The organism is Cohnella sp. LGH (assembly GCF_017671885.1).
GTDB lineage: Bacteria > Bacillota > Bacilli > Paenibacillales > Paenibacillaceae > Cohnella > Cohnella phaseoli.
In genome coordinates, this window is record NZ_CP072117.1 from 3,837,063 (window position 1) to 3,857,822 (window position 20,760).

Sequence of the window (20,760 nt, forward strand, 5' to 3'; positions counted from 1 at the left end):
CCCCCTCAGTCGATGGATACGCTGTCCTGGTGCATCGTAGCTCCGCTCGATTTCGGACGTCCGTATTCCTGCTCAGCCTGCGTCTCGCTCTTAATATCGATTTTCCAGCCGGTCAGCTTCGCAGCCAAACGAGCGTTCTGGCCCTTAATGCCGATCGCGAGGGAAAGCTGATAGTCCGGCACGATTACCCGCGCCATCTTCTCCGCTTCGAACACGATAACCTCCAGCACCTTGGAAGGGCTGAGCGCGTTCGCCACATATTCGTCAATCGCTTCGGACCAACGGACAATGTCGATTTTCTCGCCTTTCAGCTCCGTGACGATCGACTGTACGCGAGTGCCGCGCTGCCCGACGCAGGAGCCTACCGGATCCACTTCCTCGTTGCGGGAGTATACGGCGATCTTCGAACGGAAGCCGGCTTCCCGCGCGACCGAACGAATTTCGACCGTGCCATCGAAGATTTCCGGAACCTCGAGTTCGAACAGCCGCTTCAGCAGGCCGGGATGAGTGCGCGACAAAATGATCTGCGGGCCTTTGCTCGTGTTTTCAACCTTCGTAATGAAAGATTTGACGCGATCCCCTTGCTTGAACTTGTCGGTCGGCATCAGCTCGGTGATCGGCAGCGCCGCTTCGACCTTGCCAAGATCGACGTAAAGGTTGCGCAAGTCCATCCGCTGCACGATTCCGGTAACGATGTCCTGCTCTTTGTCTACGAACGCATGGTAGATCAATCCGCGCTCCGCCTCGCGGATGCGCTGCGTGACGACCTGCTTCGCCGTCTGCGCGGCAATCCTTCCGAAGTCGCGCGGCGTCACTTCAATCTCGGCGATGTCGTCGATCTGATAGTGCGGATTGATCGCTCTGGCCGTCTCCAGAGAGATTTCCATGCGCGGATCCAGCACCTCTTCCACGATCGTCTTGCGCGCGTACACTTTAATCAAGCCCGTCGTCCGGTTGATGTCCACGCGAACGTTCTGCGCCGTATTAAAGTTGCGTTTGTAGCTGGAGATAAGTGCCGCTTCGATAGCTTCGATCAGGACATCCTTGCTAATGCCCTTATCTCGCTCGATTTCGGACAGCGCCTCGATAAACTCCATGCTCATGGGTCCCTAATTCCTCCTCAATATACGCGGCTGCCGCAGCTATTGCTGCAGCCCGCGTCCTCGTTAATAGATTAGAAAACGATGGCCAGCCTTGCGGAAGCCACTTTATCGTAAGGGATCGCCTGCTTGCGGCGTCCGACCGTCACAATCAATGTCGTGCCGTCGAATTCCTCTAGACGTCCTTCAAACTCCTTGGCTCCGTCAAGCTTCTCGTAGGTCGTCACGAAAACGTGCTTGCCTACCGCCTTGACGACGTCCTGCGCGTTCTTGAGCGGACGCTCCGCGCCGGGCGAGCTGACCTCCAGAAAATACGCGTCTGTGATCGGGTCCAGCTCATCCAGTTTAACGCTGATGAATTCGGAAAAACGGCCGCAATCGTCGATGTCGATGCCGCCTTCCTTATCCACGTAAATACGCAAAAACCAGTTGCTTCCCTCTTTCACGTATTCCACGTCCACCAGTTCCAACCCGTTCTCCTCCAGGTAGGAGGTCGCGCAGTTTTCCACGATGGATTTGATTTGCGGTGAATTCAAAAAGGTATACCTCCCGATGTTCCAAATGGATGGCCGCAGCCTTCCGCGACGTCCTCGCAGCCTTACAGACCCGTAGACAAAACGGAAAGAGTGGGTTTCCCCACTCTTCTGCAGACAGTGTTATCCACATGATTACCAAAAATAATATAACATAACCTTACAGCCTCTGGCAACCACAACTTTCCTGAGCGCCCGCCATCGTCCCTAGAACAGACTAAGCTGGTTCGACTCCGGCAGCCCCCGGAACGCGCCGAGTCCGGTCAGCAGCTCGACGATCGTTTTACTTGCCCGGGAACGCTGCTGGAAGTCCTCGATCGACAGGAAATCGCCATCTTCGCGCGAAGCGGCAATATTTCGCGCCGCGTTCTCGCCGACGCCGGGAATGGCGCCGAACGGAGGAATCAAGCTGTCTCCGTCAACGATAAAACGAGTCGCTTCGGAGCGGTACAGATCGACCGTTTTGAACTTGAAGCCCCGCGCGGTCATTTCCAGCCCCATCTCGAGTATCGAGATCATGTTCTTCTCTTTCGTCGTTGCCTGGAAGCCCTTCTCCTCGATTTCGAGCAGCATTTTCAAAATCGCATCGTAACCTTGACAGAACAGCTCGACGTCGAAGTCGCCCGCGCGCACCGAGAAGTACGTCGCATAATATTCGATCGGATAATACAATTTGAAGTAGGCCGTTCTCACTGCAGAAATAACGTAGGCCGCGGCGTGCGCTTTCGGGAACATGTACTCGATGCGCAAGCACGAATCGATGTACCACTGCGGCACCTTGCAGCGCTTCATCTCCTCGATCCACTCCGGAGTAAGCCCCTTGCCCTTACGCACGCTTTCCGTAATTTTGAACGCCAGCGAGGCGTCCATGCCCGCCTTATAAATGAGGAAAAGCATAATATCGTCGCGACAGCCGATAACCGTCTTGATCGTACACGTATTGTTCTTGATCAGCTCTTGCGCGTTGCCGAGCCACACGCCGGTTCCGTGCGACAGCCCCGATATTTGCAGCAGGTCGGCGAACGAGGCCGGCTTCGTCTCTTCCAGCATCTGGCGCACGAAGCGCGTTCCCATCTCCGGCACGCCGAACGTCGCCACGGGCGAACGGATCTGCTGCGGCGACACGCCGAGCGCTTCGACGGAATTGAACAGGCTCATGACCTTCGGATCGTTCATCGGAATCGTCGTCGGATCGACGCCGGTCAAATCCTGCAGCATCCGCATCATCGTCGGATCGTCGTGTCCCAGAATATCGAGTTTGAGCAGATTCGCGTCGAAGGCGTGGTAATCGAAGTGCGTCGTTTTCCACTCCGCGCTTGTATCGTCGGCCGGGTACTGCACCGGCGTAATATCTTCCACTTCCATATAATCCGGCACAACGACGATACCGCCCGGGTGCTGTCCGGTGCTTCTCTTAACGCCTGTGCAGCCCGCTGCAAGCCGGCCCACCTCCGCGCCGCGCCACGACTTGGCGTGCTCTTCCTCGTATTTCTTCGTAAATCCATACGCGGTTTTCTCGGCAACCGTGCCGATCGTGCCCGCGCGGAACACGCTTTTCTCACCGAACATGACCTTGGTGTAGTTGTGCGCATTCGGTTGATACTCGCCCGAGAAGTTCAAATCGATGTCGGGCACCTTGTCCCCTTTAAAGCCAAGGAACGTCTCGAACGGAATGTCCTGCCCTTCCCCGCGCATCATCGTGCCGCAGTTCGGGCACGCCTTGTCCGGCAAGTCGAAGCCGCTGGGCACGCTGCCGTCGAGAAACCATTCGCTGTGCTTGCAATCTGGAACGCGGCACAAATAATGAGCCGGAAGCGGGTTAACCTCGGATATGCCGAGGAATGTCGCGACAATCGACGATCCGACGGATCCCCGCGATCCGACGAGATAGCCGTCTTCATTGGATTTTTTGACGAGTCGGGCCGAAATAAGATAGTTGGCCGAGAAACCGTACTTGATAATCGGCACAAGCTCCTTCTCGAGCCGAGCCGTCACGACCTCCGGCAGTTCGTCGCCGTACATGCTGCGCGCCGTGGCATAACACGTATTGCGAATTTCGTCGTCCGCGCCTTCGATAATCGGCGTAAACAGCTCGTCGGGGAACAGCTTGATCTCCTCGAACCGGTCGGCCAGCTCGGACGTGTTGGTGACGACCACCTCGTAAGCTTTCTCGTCGCCGAGAAACTTGAACTCCTCCAGCATTTCCGTTGTCGTGCGGAAATGAGCGTCCGGCTTGCGCTGATCCTTCAGCGGACTGAAGCCGGTAATGCCGTGAATCGTAATATCGCGGAAAATTTTGTCCCGTGGTTGCAAATAGTGAACATTGCCCGTTGCAATGACCGGCTTCGTCAGCTTCTCGCCAAGCCGGACAATACGCCGCAGCGCCTCTTCCAGCGAAGCTCTGCTGCCGACAAGCCCTTTGTCCAGCAAGTGCATATAGAAGTCGAGCGGCTGAATTTCCAGCACATCGTAGAAGGCGGCGACTTCCTCGGCTTCTTCAATCGATTTGTTCAGCACCGTCTCGAACAGTTCGCCCTTCTCGCAGCCGGAGATGATCAGCAGTCCTTCGCGGTATTCGATCAGCTTGCTCCGCGGAATACAGGCCACGCGATGAAAATATTCGGTATGAGACATCGAAATCAGCTTATATAAGTTCTTCTTGCCGACCGCATTAAGCGCGTAGATGCCGCAGTGGAACGGACGCGTCGTCTTCCAGCCGTTCTCGTTGAGGCCGTTGAGCGTGTTTAACTGATTGATGCCGCGGGTTTGAAGATCCTTCAGCAATCCGTTCAAAATTCCGCCGAGCGCGACCGTATCGTCGATCGCCCGGTGATGATTTTCGAGCGATACCTTGTACAGCGAAGCGAGTGTATTGAGCCGGTGGTTTTTCATCGTCGGATGCAAATACCGGGCCACCTCAAGCGTATCCAATGCGGGGTTGTCCAGCGGCGGCAAACCGAATTGTTTGCAGGAATGCTGGATAAAGCCGATGTCGAAGCGGGCGTTATGAGCCACAAGAATCGCACCCCCAACAAATTCGATAAATTCCTTCAGCTTCGGCTCCAGCTCCGGCGCGCCTCTGACCATGTCGTCGGTAATGTTCGTCAACTGCTGAATGTTATACGGAATCGGCTCGTGCGGATCGATGAACGTCTCGAAGCGATCAAACTCCTGACCGTTCTTCATCTTGACGCCGGCCAGCTCGATAATTTTGTTGTCGGTGACCGAAAGTCCTGTCGTCTCGATATCGAACACGACGTATTCCGCATCCTCAAGCGTCTGCTCTCGCGGCTGAATGACCATACCGACCGAATCATTAACGACGTTGGCTTCTACGCCGTACATAACCTTGATTCCGTGCTTCTTGCCGGCTTTCGCCGCATCGGGATAGCACTGCACGTTGCCGTGATCCGTTACCGCAATCGCCTTATGGCCCCACTTGGCCGCTGTTTTGATATATACGTCGACTGGCGTAACCGCGTCCATCGTGCTCATCGTCGTGTGCAGGTGAAACTCAACGCGCTTCTCTTCGGCCGTATCCTTCGGCTCCGGCGGAGAGGGCATTTCGCGAATATCGTTGGGGAACATGACCAGCTCCGGAGGATTGAGGAAACGGTCGTATTCGATTTTCCCGCGCATCTTCACCCACTTGCCGTTAGCCAGCAGGTTGAGCATCTTGATATCTTCTTTGTTTTTGCCGAAAATTTTGATCGAGAGAGAATCGGAAAAATCGGTAATCGAGCAGGTGAACAGCGTGCTGCCTGTCCGCAGTTCCTTCGTCTCCAAGCCGAAAATGACGCCTTGCACCGTCACCTTCTTCTCTTCCTCGCGAATTTCCTGGATCGGCACCGGCGGCTCCTTGATCTCGTAGCCGTGCTGCAGCACCTGCGGCGCTTCGCCCTCTTCGACCGCAGGAGCTTCCTCTCGGGCGCTTGCCATAATCTGCTCAATCGCGGCCCGATTTTCTTCCTCGATCTTCTGCGTAAATTCCGTATACGTATCGGGACTCGTCTCCCCGACGATCATCTTTACGCGAAAAGAACGAAGAAACCGCCGCTCGAAAAACTTGACCGCATAGGTGTCGATTTCTTTCTTGCGAGCCAGCGCAAGGTTCGTCTCATTCAGCAGCGCGACGTTCAAGACGTCCCCCTCCACGCCAACGTTCGCTTTCGCGAGCCAGCCGTTAACGGAAGCGACTTCCTTCTGCATCCGTTCCACAAAAGCGAGCCAATACTCCTTGACAATGCTGTCCGTTGTAACCTGCGCTTCGTAATTCATAACGAGTTCAACGTCAGCGATATGTCCAAGCTTGGCCTTGACTCGCTCTAACGTGCCTATGTATATGTTTCTTGGAAGCAGCGTTTCCTTGCCGATTGTAATCGTCCATCGTTTGCGCGACCGGCTGATTTCCACTTGCTCAATGTGCCCGTCCCGAAAATGCTGCCCCAGCCACTCGGTCGGGAGCTCGGCCTGCTGCAGCAGCACTTCGAACCGTTTGCGCCTATCATCCGTCAGCTGCATTCCCACGTTCCTCTCCTTGCGTTATGGCCCTGAAATATAAAAGCTTCCGGGAAAAGGGCCGGCGCGGATAACCGCATCCGGACACCGTCTTCCATCAGAAGCTGACGTTGCGCTTTCTATTTATTTTACTAGAAGGCTATCAATCGGGCAACACTTTGTCTGTCGGAAATTGTATCCGTGCATATATCTCCCTCCGATGCTATACGCCCCAGAAATCTGAATAGGTAAACCCGTGATAAGGTGATTTCAGGAGCGTATGAGGCAGTCTCCGGGAGATATATGCACTTCTTCAACTGTTTCAAACCATCAATACGCCCGAGCGAACACCACAGTGTGCTCGGCCGCGTCGCCGCACACGAGACATTTGCTCTTCTTCTCGGCCGGCTCGAACGGAATGTTCCGGCTTGTCGCGCCGGTCTCTTCCTTCACCTGCTTCTCGCAGGCGTCGGAACCGCACCAGCCGGCGAGCGCGAAGCCGCGCTTCTCTTCCATCGCCGCTTTGTATTCGTCCAGCGTATCCACCGAGAAGAAGTTCTCTTCGCGGAACGATTGCGCGCGCTCGTACATGTCCGTGTGGATTTGCTCCAGCAGCGCCTGCACTTCGGCGACAAGATTGTCCAGAGCGACCGACTTCTTCTCGCCGGTCACGCGGGAGACGAGCACGCACTGACCGTTCTCCAGATCGCGCGGGCCGAGTTCCAGACGGATCGGGATGCCGCGCATCTCGTATTCGTTAAACTTCCAGCCCGGCGACACGTCGGCGCGGTCGTCCACCCGCACGCGAATGCCGGCAGCCTTCAGCTGTGCGTACAGCTCGTCCGTCTTGCCGATCACGACTTCGCGCGTCTTCGGCGGGCCGATCGGAATCATCACCACTTGCGTCGGCGCCACCTTAGGCGGAACGACAAGGCCACGATCGTCGCCGTGCACCATAATCAACGCGCCGATCAGACGCGTGCTGACTCCCCAGGAGGTCGTATGGCAATATTGCTGAGTATTCTCGCGATCTAGATACTTGATGTCGAAAGCTACAGCAAACTTCGTCCCGAGATAGTGCGACGTTCCGGCCTGAACAGCGCGTCCGTCCTTCATCATCGCTTCGATGGAATACGTGTCCACCGCTCCGGCAAAACGCTCCGAAGGCGTCTTCTGTCCTTTGATGACCGGAATCGCCAATACGTTCTCCACGAAGTCGGTGTACACGTCGAGCATCTGCATCGTCTCTCTGCGCGCATCCGCCTCGTCCTCGTGCGCCGTATGGCCTTCCTGCCACAAAAACTCGCTTGTCCGCAAAAACGGCAGCGTTCTTTTCTCCCAGCGCACGACGTTGGCCCACTGGTTGATCAGCAACGGCAGATCGCGATACGAGTTGATCCACTTCGAGTACATATGGCCGAACATCGTCTCCGAGGTCGGACGAATCGCCAGCTTCTCCTCAAGCTGCTCTCCGCCCGCTTCCGTCACGAAAGGCAGCTCGGGGTTAAAGCCCTCCACATGCTCCTTCTCCTTCGTGAAGAAACTTTCCGGAATAAACAGCGGGAAATACGCGTTGCGATGCCCCGTATCCTTAAACCGCCGGTCCAACTCCTTCTGCATGTTCTCCCATAGTTCGTAGCCGTCCGGACGGAACACGATGCAGCCGCGCACCGGCGAATAGTCCATCAGCTCCGCTTTTTTAATGACATCGATATACCAGCGGGAGAAATCCTCCTCTTGAGGCGTAATCTCCGTTACGAATCCTTTATCCTTCGACATGACGGTCCTCCAACTCCTGATTAGGCTTGCGAAACGCTTTGCACGGCTTAATTTTTGACCAATCCTACGATATCGTTATACGTAACTACGATCATCAGCAGCATAAGCATGGCGAATCCGACGAGATGAACCATGCTCTCTCGGTTTGGATCGATCGGCTTGCCGCGGATCGCCTCCAGTCCAAGGAACAGCAGCCGGCTTCCGTCCAATGCCGGGATCGGCAGCAGATTAAAAATGCCTAAGTATAGGCTGAGAATGCCGGCCCACAGCGTCAGCTGCGCCAGTCCCTGCTGCGCGATTTCCACCGTCACCTGCGTCGTCTTGACCGGGCCGCCCAGGTCGTCCAGCTTGAACTCTCCGAAAATCAGCTTGCGGAACCCTTCGAAAATGACCTGTGTCATCTCCACCATGTTATTCCCTGCGAAGCGGATTGTCTCCACTGCGCCGGGGCTGCGCATCTCCCCGATCGGATAAATGCCGATTTTCCCGGTCTCCGGATCGGGCGTCACCTTGATCGGCAGCTCCACGCCGTCCCGATCGACGACCAGATTAAGCGGTTTGCCCGCCGACTCGTTGATTTTCTCCACCATAGTGTTCAAATCGCCGCCGACAGGCTCTCCGTTAATCGACTTGACCCAGTCGCCCTTTTCAATGCCCGACTGAGCGGCCGGTGCGCCTGCCACCACCTTGGAGATGAACACCTTCGAAGAGTTCTCGACAGGTATGCCCTGCAGCACAAGGTACAGCGCGAACAGCACGAAAGCCAGCACGAAGTTCATCACTGGGCCTGCGAATATCGAGAGAGCTCGCTGTCCGACTGTTTTATGTCCGAACTGGCGATCAAGCGGCGCGATCTGCGTCTCTCTGCCTTTGGCGATCACTTGCGCCTGAGGGTGGACGGCATAGCGCTCGATGTCGCCATCGATGTCCAGCGTGATGAATAAATGCTTCTCCAGATCGAGCGCCGTCACTTCTCCGCGCATGACGTCCGAACGTTCGTCCAGACGATCCAAATAAATGCGCGTCGCCTTATCGTCTTTCACTCGCAGCGCAACGGTCTGCCCAGGCTGCACCTCGACGATCTCGGGGTCTTCCCCGGCCATGCGGACGAAGCCGCCGATCGGAAGCAGCCTCAGCGTATAGCGAGTTTCCCCTCGCTTCACGGAGAACAGCTTAGGGCCGAAGCCGATCGCGAACTCGCGCACGAGAATACCCGCCCTGCGGGCAAAGTAGAAGTGCCCCCATTCATGCAAGGAAACGAGCAAGAAAAACATTAATATCGTCAGCAGCGCAACCTGTAAATTTCCCATCTGTCCAACCCCTTTGCGATTCGAAAGCAACCGTCCGGGCGTATCGCTCCGGCTCGGCTGATCTTAGATTAACATTATTGTCCGAGCCGTTACAAGCGAGCCCGCAGGGGTCAGCCGACCGCTTCCGCTTCCCGCCGCGCCCAAGCGTCCGTCTCGAGAATCGCCTCCAGGCTCGGAGACGGTAACGAGACATGCTTCGCGAGCGTGCGCTCAATCGTTTCCTCGATCGCCAGGAAGGAAATTTCGCCACGAAGAAACCGTGCGACGGCAACCTCGTTCGCCGCGTTAAACACCGTCGTTGCAGTGCCTCCCGCTCTACCGGACTCGTAAGCGAGACGCAAGCAAGGATAACGTTCGAAGCTCATCGGCCTGAAATGCAGAGCGCCCTGCTTCAGCAGATCAAGCGGCGAAGCTGGGGAAAGGGCGCGCTCCGGATAGGTAAGCGCGTATTGGATCGGCACGCGCATGTCGGGATTGCCGAGCTGCGCGATAACGCTCGTGTCGACGAATTCGACCATCGAATGGACGATGCTCTCCGGATGCAGCACTACGTCAATCTGATCGTACGGCAGATCGAACAGCCAGTGGGCTTCAATCACTTCAAGCCCTTTGTTGGCCATCGTCGCCGAATCGATCGTGACCTTGGCGCCCATACTCCAGTTCGGATGCTTCAACGCGTCCTCGACCGTGACGTTCTTCAGTTGTTCGCGCCCGAGATCGCGGAAGCTTCCTCCGGAAGCGGTGAGCATCAGCCGTTTGATCGCCTTCGCCGGTTCCCCGTTTAAGCACTGGAAAATCGCCGAATGCTCGCTGTCGACCGGCAGAATGGAGACGCCCTTCTCCCTCGCGCGGCTCATCACGAGATGCCCTGCCGTCACGAGCGTCTCTTTGTTGGCCAGACCGATATCCGCGCCCGCCTCAATTGCCGCCAGAGTCGAAGTCAGCCCAAGGCTGCCAACTAGCGCGCATACGACGTAGTTGGCGCCCGATTCGCCCGCAATCTGCCGCAATCCTTTCTCTCCGTGCACGACGCGAACGTCCGAAGGCGCTTCCGCCCTGACCTGCGCGGCCAGTTCCGCAGTGCCGGCGGACACCCAGCGCGGCTTAAATTGCTGCACCTGCTCAAGCAGCAAGCCGATGTTGGCTCCAGCCGCCAGACCTACGACCTCGTAATCCTCCGGACGACGCGAGAGCACGTCGAGCGTCTGAGTACCGATCGAGCCCGTGCTGCCGAGTACGGCTATTTTTTTCATAGTCAACCTCCGCTGTCCACTCTATGTTTATGTAGTCGATCGCCGGATTATCCTGCCAACAGCCCAAGCAGATGGACGAGCGGAAACACGATCAGCCAGCTGTCCGTTCTGTCCAGCACTCCGCCGTGTCCCGGCAGCAGTTGGCCGGAATCCTTCACGCCGCGGAACCGCTTGTACGCGGACTGGATCAGATCGCCCAACTGTCCGGCGACCGCTGCCGTCAGGCCGATCAACGCCGCACGTCCGTAGCCGAGCCATTCCGGCTGTGTGTAAGCGAAGATCAGGCCGACCAGGACTGCGATCGCAAGGCCGCCAAGCGCGCCCTCGATCGTCTTGTTCGGGCTGATCGAAGGCCACAGCTTCGTCCGCCCGATCGCCTTGCCTACGAAATACGCCCCAGCGTCGGACGCCCAGATACAAGCGAACGCAAGCGCCGACCAGAATATGCCGTGCTCCAGTTCTCTCGTCGCCGCCATGTAATGAAATCCCATGCCCACATAGACTGCTCCGAGGAACAGCACGCTGGCATTTTCGAGCTGAATACGATTTTTGCTGAATACCGTTGCGGCCAGCAGCACGAACATGAGCAGCCATACGGTCGTCCCCAGCGGCGGCAGTTCGCCCCCGAACGGAAGACCGGGCAAGGCGATCAGCAGCGTCGCTACGAAGCCGACCAACACGTCCGGACGCGTCCATGCCTGCCCGTTCAGCCTTGCGAATTCCCAGTATCCGATAATCGCCATGGCCAATAGCAGCCCGCTATAATACCAGCCTCCCGCGACCAATAAACCGATGAATATCGCCCCGGCGACGACGCCGGTAACGATCCGCTGACCCATACCGTCACAGCCCTCCGTAGCGGCGCGCGCGCCGCTGATATTCTCTGATCGCCTCGTACAGATGCCGCTCGCTGAATTCCGGCCAGAACACGTCGGTGAACCAGAATTCGCTATAAGCCGCCTGCCACAGCATAAAGTTGCTGAGCCGCAGCTCGCCGCTCGTTCGGATCAGCAGATCCGGATCGGGCAGCTCGCTGCTCAATAGTCGGCTCGCGAAATCGGCTTCCTGCAGCTTTTCCGGGTCGAGCTGCCCGGCAGCCGCCTGACGGGCAATCTCCCTGACCGCCTCCAGCATTTCGTGCCTGCTTCCGTAGTTCAGGGCAAAGTTCAGAATGAGACCCGTATTGTGCGCGGTCCGTCGGACCGCTTCTTCGACCGCAGCCACCGTATGAGACGGGAGCTGCCCGCGATCGCCCATCATACGAACCTGAACGTTGTTCTCGATCAATTCCTCCAGCTCGATCGACAGAAATTCCTGAGGCAGCTTCATCAGAAATTCGACTTCGGCCTTCGGCCTTTTCCAGTTTTCCGTGGAGAAGGCGTACAGCGTCAGCACCTCAATGCCGGCGCGGTCGGCGGCTTTCGTAATGCGTTTCACGGCCTTCATTCCGTTATGGTGTCCGGCAATCCGGGGAAGTCCTCTCATCTTCGCCCAGCGGCCGTTCCCGTCCATAATGATCGCTACGTGTTTCGGAATATTGTCGCCCGACGGAAACTCGCCGTCTTCCGACCGTTCCCGTTCCGCAACTTTTTCTGCCGTGAACGCCCCGACGCGCAGCTTACGGAGCCATTCTCCGAACAAACCCATCTTTGCTTCCCCCTAAGTAGCGACACCTCATCCTGCAGCCAATCAAAAAGAGAATAACCCCCCCTTGCGGAGGGGTCGTGCGCTTACCCTTTACACTTCCATAATTTCTTTTTCTTTAGCGGCCAAAATTTTATCTACTTCAGCAACGAACTTGTCCGTCAGCTTCTGCACGTCGTCCTGATGGCGACGCGACTCGTCCTCGGAAATTTCGCCTTTTTCTTTTTTCTTGATCTCGTCGTTGGCATCGCGGCGAATGTTGCGGATCGCCACCTTCGCCTCTTCGCCGAACTTCTTCGTCGATTTGGCCAGCTCAGCGCGGCGTTCCTCCGTCAGCGGCGGAATGTTCAGCCGAATGATCGAACCGTCGTTCGCCGGCGTGAGGCCTAGATCCGATTTCAGGATCGCTTTCTCGATGGCGGACAGTGCCGTCTTATCCCATGGCGTAATTGTAAGCGTACGGGTATCCGGCGTATTGATCGCGCCCATCTGATTGATCGGAGTAAGCGAGCCATAGTAGTCGGCTTGTACCCGATCCAGCATTGCGGCCGACGCGCGGCCCGCTCTCAGAGTCACTAAGTCGCGCTTTAACGCGCCCAACGCCTTCTCCATGCGTTCTTCGGCGTCTTTTTTAATCGCTTGCGGCATTAGTTCATGCTCCCCTTTACGATCGTGCCGATTTTCTCGCCCATGACGGCACGTTTAATATTGCCTTGCTCCGTAATTGCGAATACCAGAAGCGGAATATTGTTATCCATGCATAATGAGGATGCTGTCGAATCCATGACGCCAAGGTTTTTGTTGAGCACGTCCATGTAGGTGAGCTGCTCGTACTTCTCCGCGCCTGGATCTTTGAACGGATCTGCGCTGTAGACGCCATCGACTTTGTTCTTGGCCATCAGAATGACTTCGGCCTCGATCTCCGCCGCGCGAAGCGCCGCAGTCGTATCCGTCGAGAAGAACGGATTGCCCGTTCCAGCAGCGAAAATGACGACACGTCCCTTCTCCAGATGCCGGATGGCGCGTCTGCGGATATACGGCTCCGCGATCTGCTGCATGGCGATTGACGTCTGCACGCGACTCGGCACGTCCATCTGTTCCAGCGCATCCTGCAGCGCCAACGAGTTCATAACCGTAGCGAGCATGCCCATGTAGTCCGCCGTCGCGCGATCGATCCCCTTCTGGCTGCCCGCAATGCCGCGCCAAATGTTGCCGCCGCCGCAGACGATTGCCACTTCGACGCCCAGCTCGATCACTTCCTTGATCTGCTCCGCGATCGACAGAATCGTCGCCGCGTCGATGCCGTAACCGTTGTTGCCAGACAGAGACTCGCCGCTCACCTTTAATACCACGCGTTTATAAACGGGACGTTCCAACGTTTTGTACCTCCAGCATGCATATTTAAAAAAGAGGGAACACGCCGTGTTCCCGGATCGATAAATCTTATTGGTTGACTTGCGCCATAACTTCTTCCGCAAAGTTTTCCGTCTTCTTCTCCAAACCTTCGCCCAGCTCGTAGCGAGCGAATCTGCGGATGGAGATTTTCTCGCCGATTGCCGCGATTTTCTCGTTCAGCAGCTCAGTGATCGTTTTCTCTTGGTCCTTAACGAACACTTGCTCCATCAGACAGTTTTCTTCGTAATATTTGTTCATGCGGCCTTCGACCATTTTGTCGACGATTTTTTCCGGCTTGCCTTCGTTCAGCGCTTGGTTGCGAAGAATTTCTTTCTCTTTGTCCAGCTCTGCTTGAGACACTTCTTCGCGAGCCAGGAATTTCGGGTTAGCTGCAGCGATTTGCATCGCGATGTCTTTCACGAATGCGCGGAACTGGTCCGTCTTTGCTACGAAGTCGGTTTCGCAGTTAACTTCGACAAGAACGCCGATGCGGCCGCCAGCGTGGATGTAAGATTCTACGACGCCTTCAGTCGCAATGCGGTCGCCCTTCTTAGCTGCCGCTGCAAGACCCTTCTCGCGAAGAAGCTCGGATGCTTTCGTCAGATCGCCGTTTGCTTCCTCCAGCGCCTTCTTACAATCCAACATGCCTGCTCCTGTTCTTTCGCGGAGCGTTTTAACGTCTGCTGCACTAATTGCCATGGGAACTCCTCCTGAATATAGGCTCCCCGCGCCTGCAAGCGCAGGTGAGGCTGATCATTTTTTTTGGAAAAAAAGGGCGGTGAGAAGTTACCCTTCTGACCACCCTTCGATCGTAACTGTATGTTCGAACCGGAATTTTCTTGATTAAGCCGTCGTCTCTTCGCCTTGACGGGATTCGACGATCGCGTCGGCCATCTTGGCCGTCAACAGCTTAACCGCACGGATCGCGTCATCGTTACCAGGGATAACGTAGTCGATCTCGTCCGGATCGCAGTTCGTGTCGACGATGCCGACAATCGGGATGCCCAGCTTGCGAGCTTCCGCAACCGCGATGCGCTCTTTGCGCGGATCGATGATGAACAGGGCGTCAGGCAGTCTGCGCATGTTCTTGATACCGCCGAGGAATTTCTCAAGACGCTCCATTTCCTTGCGGAGAATGATAACTTCTTTCTTCGGCAACACTTCGAACGTGCCGTCCTGTTCCCACTTCTCGAGTTGGTGCAGACGATCCGTACGCTTCTGGATCGTGGAGAAGTTCGTCAGCGTACCACCCAACCAACGTTGGTTGATGTAGTATTGGCCGCTGCGCTCCGCTTCTTCCTTAACGGAGTCTTGCGCTTGCTTCTTCGTTCCTACGAACAGCATCGTTCCGCCGTTCTCTGCGAGTTGACGCACGAAGTTGTACGCCTCGTCGACTTTCTTAACCGTTTTCTGCAAATCGATAATGTAAATGCCGTTACGTTCAGTAAAGATGTACTTATCCATCTTCGGGTTCCAACGACGTGTTTGGTGACCGAAGTGCACGCCCGCTTCGAGCAATTGCTTCATGGAAATAACTGCCATCTTCCTGCACCTCCTAATGGTTTTTGGTGAATCATCCGCCGCTTCTCGCGTTTTCCGCCAAAACTCGTCCGCATTCGCCGAACAAGCACCGTTGACAGAATTGAAAAGCGTGTGTTTTTTACACCGAGAAATAATATACCATATCGCCAACCGTCGCGCAATGGTTCGACGCGTTGCGCCGGCAATTTTCTTATATCAAAATTGGGAAGGTTGGACGAAGACCGGTGATGAGGAAGCGATCGCCAAGCGTAGTAGCTACGTGAGTACCGGAAGATCCGGCTGAGTTCAAGATTCGATGTCGAATCCGCTTCCTGACATCACTTCGTGATCAAAATCGGACTTTTTGAACTACCTTATCACTTTTTGCGTACGAGTTCGTCCATAATCTCCTGATAGGTTGGTCTCCCCTTAAGTACGATCGTCCCGACCCTCATCTTCGCGGCCACCGGGCGCGTCTCCTCAATAAACTCCTTAACGTCGTCGATTGCGCCCAGCTTTTGCAGTTCTTCTCCGACTTCGGTCAAGCTCATCCCGTAGCTAACGTATAAAGATACCTCCTGCGGCTCCGTTTCGCTAGCGGGATTCGCCTCGTTCTGTCCGGCGGATGGCGTCTCGGAAGCCGGCGCGTTCGACTCCGAGGCTTCCGGTTTCTCTGCGACCGGCTGTTTCTCCGAGGCGTCGTCCGGCTGGCCTGAGGCGCCTTCCTGCCCTTCGGCTCCGCTTCCGTTGGCCTCCGCCCTCGCCTCGTTGACGCGGGCGTCCAACTGCTCCGGCGTCAACAACAGCAAACCTGCCTTCTTCGCTTCGTCGGCAAGCTCCTCCGCTTTCAGCGGCTCTTTGGCTAGAGGCGCATCCTGCTTCTCGGCGAACAGAATCATCTGCAGCATAATCGCGCCGACAATCAATCCGATTCCGAATCCCATCAGCCAGCTCCGATGTTTACGCATGCTGCTCCTCCCGTTTGACCAATTGCAAAATGAGCTGTACTTCGCCCTTGTTCATACCGGTCGCCTTGGCGATTTGCTCGACGGACTTGCCCGTCTCGTGCATGCCGAGCAGTTCCGCATACCGCCCGCGAATCGTCGTCGGCGCGTATTCCGGCTCAGAATCGTTCACTAGTTCCGGCTGCGCCGCTTCCTCATCGGAGACGGCGGTTGGCGAAGCGGCCGAATCGTCTTTCAATGAAGCTTCCTCAAGACTGTACGCATGGATCTGCTGATCGGATAACGCAGAAGGAGGCAAAGCCGTGGGGGTGAAATCCGCTGGCGCTTCGGAGTATCGGGGCTGTTCCGACAACGACTTCATCTGCTGCTCCAGCTCGACGATTCTGCGTCCGAGCTTCTCGACCGTGCCGTCATGCTCGCGTTTGAACTTGGCGACCGCGTCCAGCAGCTCGCCGTTCTCCACCTCCAGATCCTCGAGCAGTCGGTTGTACGATTCTTCGGTGACGAACTCCTGCTTGGGACCGGCGTCGCCGGATTTGGGCGTCATCCACGCAAACCCGGCAATCGCGGTTCCGAACGCAACAATATAAAACCACGGTTCCACCCTGAATTCTCCTCTCGCCTTGCCGTTCCAGTTGCCGTCAGCCCATAAAATCAATATGTTTTCCCTTATACGGGTGCTCCGGGACTTTGCTTTCCTCTATGGCCTGATCCTGGGACGAATTTTTCTTCGCTCCGCGGTCGCGTTTGTTTCTTTCGCGAGGGTCGCGCTCCGAGATGGTTCCGCCCTCCGCCGCTTCCGTCTTCGCGCTTCTCGCCGCGTTCTGCTCCGCCGTCTTCATCGCCTGCTGACCAAGCAAGCTCTGCTCCGTAGCCGAGCGCTGCTGCTGATGGTGCTGCAGCGGCGTCATCTCCACGGAACGAGGCATAGACACTTGCATATCGATCGGTTTGTAGCTCACGCCGCATCACCTCATCTTGGGATCAATAGAAAGGAACCATGGCGATATCCCCGTCCGAAAACCGAAAAGTGACTCTTTGGCAAGCATCCTTCACGAATCGCGTATATCTTCCGATCACGATTTTCGTACCGCCCCATAGTGTATGAACCGCATCCACCCGCGCCGACGTCGCGTCTTCCAGCGTCTTCTCGATTTCCAGCACGCGCTCTTTGGCCTGCTGCAGATCCTCGGTCGTCTGACGCTTCGTCGCCGTCAGCTTAACCCGCAGCGCCAGCTTATCTCCGCTAAGCTGACCGGCCGCGGCCATCTGATCCAGCATAGACAGCGCTTTCGCCGTCTTGTCCAAGTTCTCGGATTGCTGACGCATCGTCGCTCGCAATTCTCCGAGCTCCTGACGAAGCTCCGGCCTAACGCCCACCTCGACGACGGTCGCCGTCGACATCGAATTGCCGATCATTCTCGCCGTTACCCGTTCTCCCGCCTGAATCGTGCCGCCTACGATCAGCCCTTTGGCTCCCAGACATTTGACCGATTTGCCGGCGCGGACGTTCGAGTGCATAATGCTCTGGGTCACCAGAACGTCCTCGCCGGCAATGACGTTCCCTTCCTGAACAAAGGAACAGCGAACGTTGCGACCGGCCTTCACAAATCCTTTGTTCGATCCGATAATTCCGCCGGTCACTTCGATCGAACCGTCGGACTCGACCTCGGCGCCTTCGATGCCGCCCGTTACCCGAATGTCCCCCGAAGCTTTGACGCGAAAGCCGGTCAAAATATTGCCGCGGACGACGACTGTGCCGACAAAGTCGATATTGCCGATATTGTAGTCCACGTCGCCGTTCACTTCATAAACGGGAAATACGTTCAGCTTGTCCTTGTCCGTCTTCGTCACGAGGCCGTCGATCGCCGCATACATCGCGATTTTCTCGGGATTAACGACGACGTTTTTGCCGATTTTGAAGTGAACCTCCTTGCCGTCCTTCGGAGGAATTTCCTCTCCGGTGACGGTTTTGCCCGGAACGCCCGGTTCGGCTGGCACTCTCTCGGCAATCAGCTGCCCCGCCTTCACGTTGGCAAGCTTGGTGACCTGCTTGTAATCGACGCTTCCGTCCTCGCGCTCGACGGGACTTCGGCTCTCTTCTTCCTCTTCGCCGAACATCTGCTTGATATAGCCGTCTTTGCCCGGCGCCGGCGGCTTGCCGACAGCGACGACGTTTTGCGAAAAATAGAAGTCCTGCGGCCGTTGCGAGATCAAGTAGATCGCGTCCGACTGCAGCCCCGACTTAACGCCCTGCGACGCCAAGTATTGCTCCAGATCGCGGGCGGTAAACTTCGGGTCGCTTTCCACTCGCTTAAAAACTAGAAATGCATTCATTTTGTCATCGGAAATCGTAACTTGCAGCCCCTCCTCCATGGAGAAGCTTCCAGTGTCAGACATCGTCAATGCCCCCTATTATCCGTTTTGAAGCAGTTGTTCCTTATGTTTCGCGAGCGCTCCGCGAAGCCTCAAAATCGCTTTGGAATGCAATTGGGATATTCTCGATGGCGACAGGCACATCACTTCAGCGATCTCGCTTAAAGACAAATCTTCGTAATAGAACAGAGAAATGACGATCCGTTCTTTCTCTGTGAGTTTCTCGATGCCGTATTTCAGAGAGTCTTTCAAATACGTCTCGTGAACTTTGGATTCCGGGCTGACCGCTTTGTCGTCGACGAGCAGCGACAGACGGGTCTCGGATTCTTCTTCCCGGATCGGATCTTCGAGAGAAAATACGGCCGCGACTGCAACCTCCTGGAGCATTTGCTGAAACTCTTTGTTGCTAATATTCAAAAAGTCGCATATTTCGTCATCCGAAGCAGATCTTAAATGCTGCTGCTCCAGCACCGCATAAGCGTCCTCGATTTTTTTCGCTTTGTCACGAACCGAGCGGGGCACCCAATCTCCTTGCCGAAGCCCATCGATGATCGCCCCTCTGATTCTCCATGAAGCATACGTCTCGAATTGCAAACCGCGCCGATAATCGAACTTCTCGATCGCGTCGATCAGTCCCATGGCCCCATTACTCGCCAGGTCGTCTTTCGTCACATTTTTAGGCAAACCCACCGCCATACGGCTTGAGACGTAATCTACGAGCGGCAAATAGTGTTCGATCAGCTTTTTTCTCGCATCCGGGTCCGCGTCGTCTTTCCATTGCTGCCACAAATCTTGATGGGATAACCGGGAACGTGTTTGATCGACCATTTTAGCCTCACCATCCTTATTCGTCCGTCAGGCGCCGTATCGCCTGAGCCACTTCCTCCGGATTCGGATTATCGAGCGACACCACCCGCTTGGGCTGCAGAGGCTGGAAGCTCATGGCCTCCCCGTCTGTTGCCGTTGCCGACTTGCCGTCCGCCCATTGCTCCTTCATCATCTCCGACAAGGCTTCTCCTTCGTCCGGAATCGTCAGATCGAGCACGCTGCCGCGGTCGGACGGAACCTCGGCTCCGCTTGGCGCCGGCTTGCCAGTAGCAAGCAGCTGCCCAAGCACGAAGCCGACAAAAAGCGCCAATGCGGCAAACGCCAGAAAAGCGTATAGGCCTCTGAGCAGCGACGTTCCCAGCGGATTGTTCGATAATGAGAGCAAGCAGATGAGCAGCGCTCCGAACGCTCCGAATCCGATTGTGAATCGCCAGGAACCTTTCATCGTTAAATCTCCTTTACCCCATGCTGTACGCTGCGAATAAGAAAAATCCCGTTATGACTGTACAATTCCACCGTTCGGCCATAGTTGCCACCGGTGTCTTCGGACAAGAGGCGGATCGAGAATCGATCCAGTTCATGCTTCGTCGCTTCCACGTTGCGCGGCCCGATTCTCATCGTATCCGTTCCGCCCATGAAGGCGAACATTTGCGCGCCTCCGGCCATTTTGGCGACCATCCGATGAAGCGACGCGCCCTTGCTCTGCAGCCTTCGCACAAGCTCCGGGACTGCCGTATCCGCGTATTTGGCGATATTGAGTTGACCTTCGCGGGCAATGTCGGAGGACGGCAGCATAATGTGCGCCATTCCGCCGATACGCAGCTCGGGGTCGAATAGCGTTAAGCCGACGCAAGATCCCAACCCTGTCGTCTTAAGCACTGCTCCCCCATCCGCGATATTCAAATCAGCCATTCCGACTTTAATTAAAATGCCTTCGGCCATTAGATCGGCACTCCTAACGCACGAAAGAGCTTCTCGAACGACTCCGGGTCCGGTATAAGGAAGAAATGGCCTTCGGCCTCCTGCTGCCCTTCCAGAAACGTCGTCTCGATGAGCAAAGCGTCGTCGCCCATCGTGCCGAATTGAAGTAGTCCGTAGCTTAATATCGCCCCGGCCATGTCCACCGCGAGCGACGGAACCGTCGGGGACATCCGCAAGCCGGTGAAATCCGCCAGCGAGGACAAATACGAACCGGCCAAAATGTTGCCGATCTCGTTCAGCGCCGACAGCTCCAGCTCGCTGTATTCTTCGTTCTCGCCTGCGCTAAAGCCGAGCAAATCCCGCAACAGCCGTCGCGCCTGCTCTCGGCTGATAATGAAAAACATATTGCCGGGCGCGTCTCCCTCTACGCGGAGGAAGATCGCAATTACGACCGCTTCCGAGCCGCCGACCCGCTCGGCGATCGCTTCGAACGGAAGCAGATTTACGGTAGGAACCGCCATGTCCACCGGTTTGTTCAGCAGCGTCGATAGCGCGGTAGCCGCATTGCCTGCGCCAATGTTGCCGACCTCTCGGAGCACGTCCAGCTTAAAAGCCTCATCGTTTCTAAACAGCTTCAC

The 20,760-nt window shown here is 56.2% G+C and carries 20 protein-coding genes; all 20 read right to left on the bottom strand.

Annotated elements, in window-relative coordinates; genetic code table 11:
* Window positions 1-5 precede the first annotated feature (5 nt).
* The 20 genes from nusA to J4772_RS16500 all read right to left on the bottom strand — a co-directional run bounded on the left by nusA (window position 6) and on the right by J4772_RS16500 (window position 20,760).
* Window positions 6-1,103 (bottom strand): transcription termination factor NusA, encoded by a 1,098-nt coding sequence (gene nusA, locus J4772_RS16405; protein ID WP_116059557.1) that lies wholly within the window; start codon window positions 1,101-1,103, stop codon window positions 6-8.
* 71 nt (window positions 1,104-1,174) lie between these two features.
* A complete protein-coding gene (gene rimP / locus J4772_RS16410; RefSeq protein WP_116059556.1) occupies window positions 1,175-1,636 on the bottom strand; it encodes a ribosome maturation factor RimP in 462 nt (153 codons plus the stop codon).
* 204 nt (window positions 1,637-1,840) lie between these two features.
* A complete protein-coding gene (locus tag J4772_RS16415; RefSeq protein WP_209076193.1) occupies window positions 1,841-6,154 on the bottom strand; it encodes a PolC-type DNA polymerase III in 4,314 nt (1,437 codons plus the stop codon).
* 306 nt (window positions 6,155-6,460) lie between these two features.
* Window positions 6,461-7,909 (bottom strand): proline--tRNA ligase, encoded by a 1,449-nt coding sequence (gene proS, locus J4772_RS16420; RefSeq protein WP_209076194.1) that lies wholly within the window; start codon window positions 7,907-7,909, stop codon window positions 6,461-6,463.
* Between the two features lie 47 nt (window positions 7,910-7,956).
* On the bottom strand, window positions 7,957-9,219 hold the full coding sequence (rseP, locus tag J4772_RS16425) for an RIP metalloprotease RseP (protein ID WP_209076196.1): 1,263 nt from the start codon (window positions 9,217-9,219) through the stop codon (window positions 7,957-7,959).
* 110 nt (window positions 9,220-9,329) lie between these two features.
* Entirely contained in the window at window positions 9,330-10,472 is a 1,143-nt protein-coding gene (locus J4772_RS16430) for a 1-deoxy-D-xylulose-5-phosphate reductoisomerase (protein WP_209076198.1), read from the bottom strand.
* A gap of 47 nt (window positions 10,473-10,519) precedes the next feature.
* On the bottom strand, window positions 10,520-11,311 hold the full coding sequence (locus J4772_RS16435; protein WP_209076200.1) for a phosphatidate cytidylyltransferase: 792 nt from the start codon (window positions 11,309-11,311) through the stop codon (window positions 10,520-10,522).
* Window positions 11,312-11,315: 4 nt separating this feature from the next.
* Complete coding sequence (locus J4772_RS16440) at window positions 11,316-12,119, bottom strand: undecaprenyl pyrophosphate synthase (RefSeq protein WP_116059550.1); 804 nt, start codon at window positions 12,117-12,119, stop codon at window positions 11,316-11,318.
* A gap of 90 nt (window positions 12,120-12,209) precedes the next feature.
* A complete protein-coding gene (frr, locus tag J4772_RS16445) occupies window positions 12,210-12,764 on the bottom strand; it encodes a ribosome recycling factor (protein ID WP_209076202.1) in 555 nt (184 codons plus the stop codon).
* A complete protein-coding gene (gene pyrH / locus J4772_RS16450; RefSeq protein WP_116059548.1) occupies window positions 12,764-13,492 on the bottom strand; it encodes a UMP kinase in 729 nt (242 codons plus the stop codon). Before pyrH ends, frr begins: the two co-directional genes overlap by 1 nt.
* Window positions 13,493-13,559: 67 nt before the next feature.
* Window positions 13,560-14,210: a translation elongation factor Ts gene (gene tsf / locus J4772_RS16455; protein ID WP_116059547.1), complete on the bottom strand. Its 651-nt coding sequence runs from the start codon at window positions 14,208-14,210 to the stop codon at window positions 13,560-13,562.
* Between the two features lie 144 nt (window positions 14,211-14,354).
* Window positions 14,355-15,053, bottom strand: a complete 699-nt coding sequence (gene rpsB / locus J4772_RS16460) for a 30S ribosomal protein S2 (protein WP_116059546.1) — start codon at window positions 15,051-15,053, stop codon at window positions 14,355-14,357.
* Window positions 15,054-15,409: 356 nt separating this feature from the next.
* Window positions 15,410-16,000 (bottom strand): hypothetical protein, encoded by a 591-nt coding sequence (locus J4772_RS16465; RefSeq protein WP_209076203.1) that lies wholly within the window; start codon window positions 15,998-16,000, stop codon window positions 15,410-15,412.
* The gene (locus J4772_RS16470; protein WP_209076205.1) at window positions 15,993-16,655 is read right to left on the bottom strand and encodes a hypothetical protein; all 663 of its coding nucleotides are present in this window, start codon (window positions 16,653-16,655) and stop codon (window positions 15,993-15,995) included. The genes J4772_RS16465 and J4772_RS16470 overlap by 8 nt, the downstream gene beginning before the upstream one ends.
* Entirely contained in the window at window positions 16,639-16,959 is a 321-nt protein-coding gene (locus J4772_RS16475; protein ID WP_116059543.1) for a hypothetical protein, read from the bottom strand. Before J4772_RS16475 ends, J4772_RS16470 begins: the two co-directional genes overlap by 17 nt.
* 22 nt (window positions 16,960-16,981) lie before the next feature.
* On the bottom strand, window positions 16,982-18,397 hold the full coding sequence (locus J4772_RS16480; protein ID WP_209076207.1) for a flagellar assembly protein A: 1,416 nt from the start codon (window positions 18,395-18,397) through the stop codon (window positions 16,982-16,984).
* A gap of 15 nt (window positions 18,398-18,412) precedes the next feature.
* Window positions 18,413-19,201 carry a FliA/WhiG family RNA polymerase sigma factor gene (locus tag J4772_RS16485; RefSeq protein ID WP_116059541.1) on the bottom strand — a complete coding sequence of 263 codons (789 nt, stop codon included), beginning with the start codon at window positions 19,199-19,201 and terminating at the stop codon, window positions 18,413-18,415.
* Window positions 19,202-19,217: 16 nt separating this feature from the next.
* Complete coding sequence (locus J4772_RS16490; RefSeq protein WP_209076209.1) at window positions 19,218-19,646, bottom strand: hypothetical protein; 429 nt, start codon at window positions 19,644-19,646, stop codon at window positions 19,218-19,220.
* 2 nt (window positions 19,647-19,648) lie between these two features.
* Window positions 19,649-20,143 carry a chemotaxis protein CheD gene (locus tag J4772_RS16495; RefSeq protein ID WP_116059539.1) on the bottom strand — a complete coding sequence of 165 codons (495 nt, stop codon included), beginning with the start codon at window positions 20,141-20,143 and terminating at the stop codon, window positions 19,649-19,651.
* Window positions 20,143-20,760: a chemotaxis protein CheC gene (locus tag J4772_RS16500; protein ID WP_116059538.1), complete on the bottom strand. Its 618-nt coding sequence runs from the start codon at window positions 20,758-20,760 to the stop codon at window positions 20,143-20,145. Before J4772_RS16500 ends, J4772_RS16495 begins: the two co-directional genes overlap by 1 nt.

Excerpts from the sequence above, each read along its gene's own strand:
- J4772_RS16480 (WP_209076207.1), bottom strand. The coding sequence starts at position 18,397 with ATGTCTGACACTGGAAGCTTCTCCATGGAGGAGGGGCTGCAAGTTACG.
- frr (WP_209076202.1), bottom strand. The coding sequence starts at position 12,764 with ATGCCGCAAGCGATTAAAAAAGACGCCGAAGAACGCATGGAGAAGGCG.
- rpsB (WP_116059546.1), bottom strand. The coding sequence starts at position 15,053 with ATGGCAGTTATTTCCATGAAGCAATTGCTCGAAGCGGGCGTGCACTTC.
- J4772_RS16440 (WP_116059550.1), bottom strand. The coding sequence starts at position 12,119 with ATGGGTTTGTTCGGAGAATGGCTCCGTAAGCTGCGCGTCGGGGCGTTC.
- J4772_RS16465 (WP_209076203.1), bottom strand. The coding sequence starts at position 16,000 with ATGCGTAAACATCGGAGCTGGCTGATGGGATTCGGAATCGGATTGATT.
- J4772_RS16490 (WP_209076209.1), bottom strand. The coding sequence starts at position 19,646 with ATGAAAGGTTCCTGGCGATTCACAATCGGATTCGGAGCGTTCGGAGCG.
- proS (WP_209076194.1), bottom strand. The coding sequence starts at position 7,909 with ATGTCGAAGGATAAAGGATTCGTAACGGAGATTACGCCTCAAGAGGAG.
- nusA (WP_116059557.1), bottom strand. The coding sequence starts at position 1,103 with ATGAGCATGGAGTTTATCGAGGCGCTGTCCGAAATCGAGCGAGATAAG.
- J4772_RS16435 (WP_209076200.1), bottom strand. The coding sequence starts at position 11,311 with ATGGGTCAGCGGATCGTTACCGGCGTCGTCGCCGGGGCGATATTCATC.
- rseP (WP_209076196.1), bottom strand. The coding sequence starts at position 9,219 with ATGGGAAATTTACAGGTTGCGCTGCTGACGATATTAATGTTTTTCTTG.
- tsf (WP_116059547.1), bottom strand. The coding sequence starts at position 14,210 with ATGGCAATTAGTGCAGCAGACGTTAAAACGCTCCGCGAAAGAACAGGA.
- J4772_RS16415 (WP_209076193.1), bottom strand. The coding sequence starts at position 6,154 with ATGCAGCTGACGGATGATAGGCGCAAACGGTTCGAAGTGCTGCTGCAG.
- J4772_RS16485 (WP_116059541.1), bottom strand. The coding sequence starts at position 19,201 with ATGGTCGATCAAACACGTTCCCGGTTATCCCATCAAGATTTGTGGCAG.
- J4772_RS16430 (WP_209076198.1), bottom strand. The coding sequence starts at position 10,472 with ATGAAAAAAATAGCCGTACTCGGCAGCACGGGCTCGATCGGTACTCAG.
- J4772_RS16495 (WP_116059539.1), bottom strand. The coding sequence starts at position 20,143 with ATGGCCGAAGGCATTTTAATTAAAGTCGGAATGGCTGATTTGAATATC.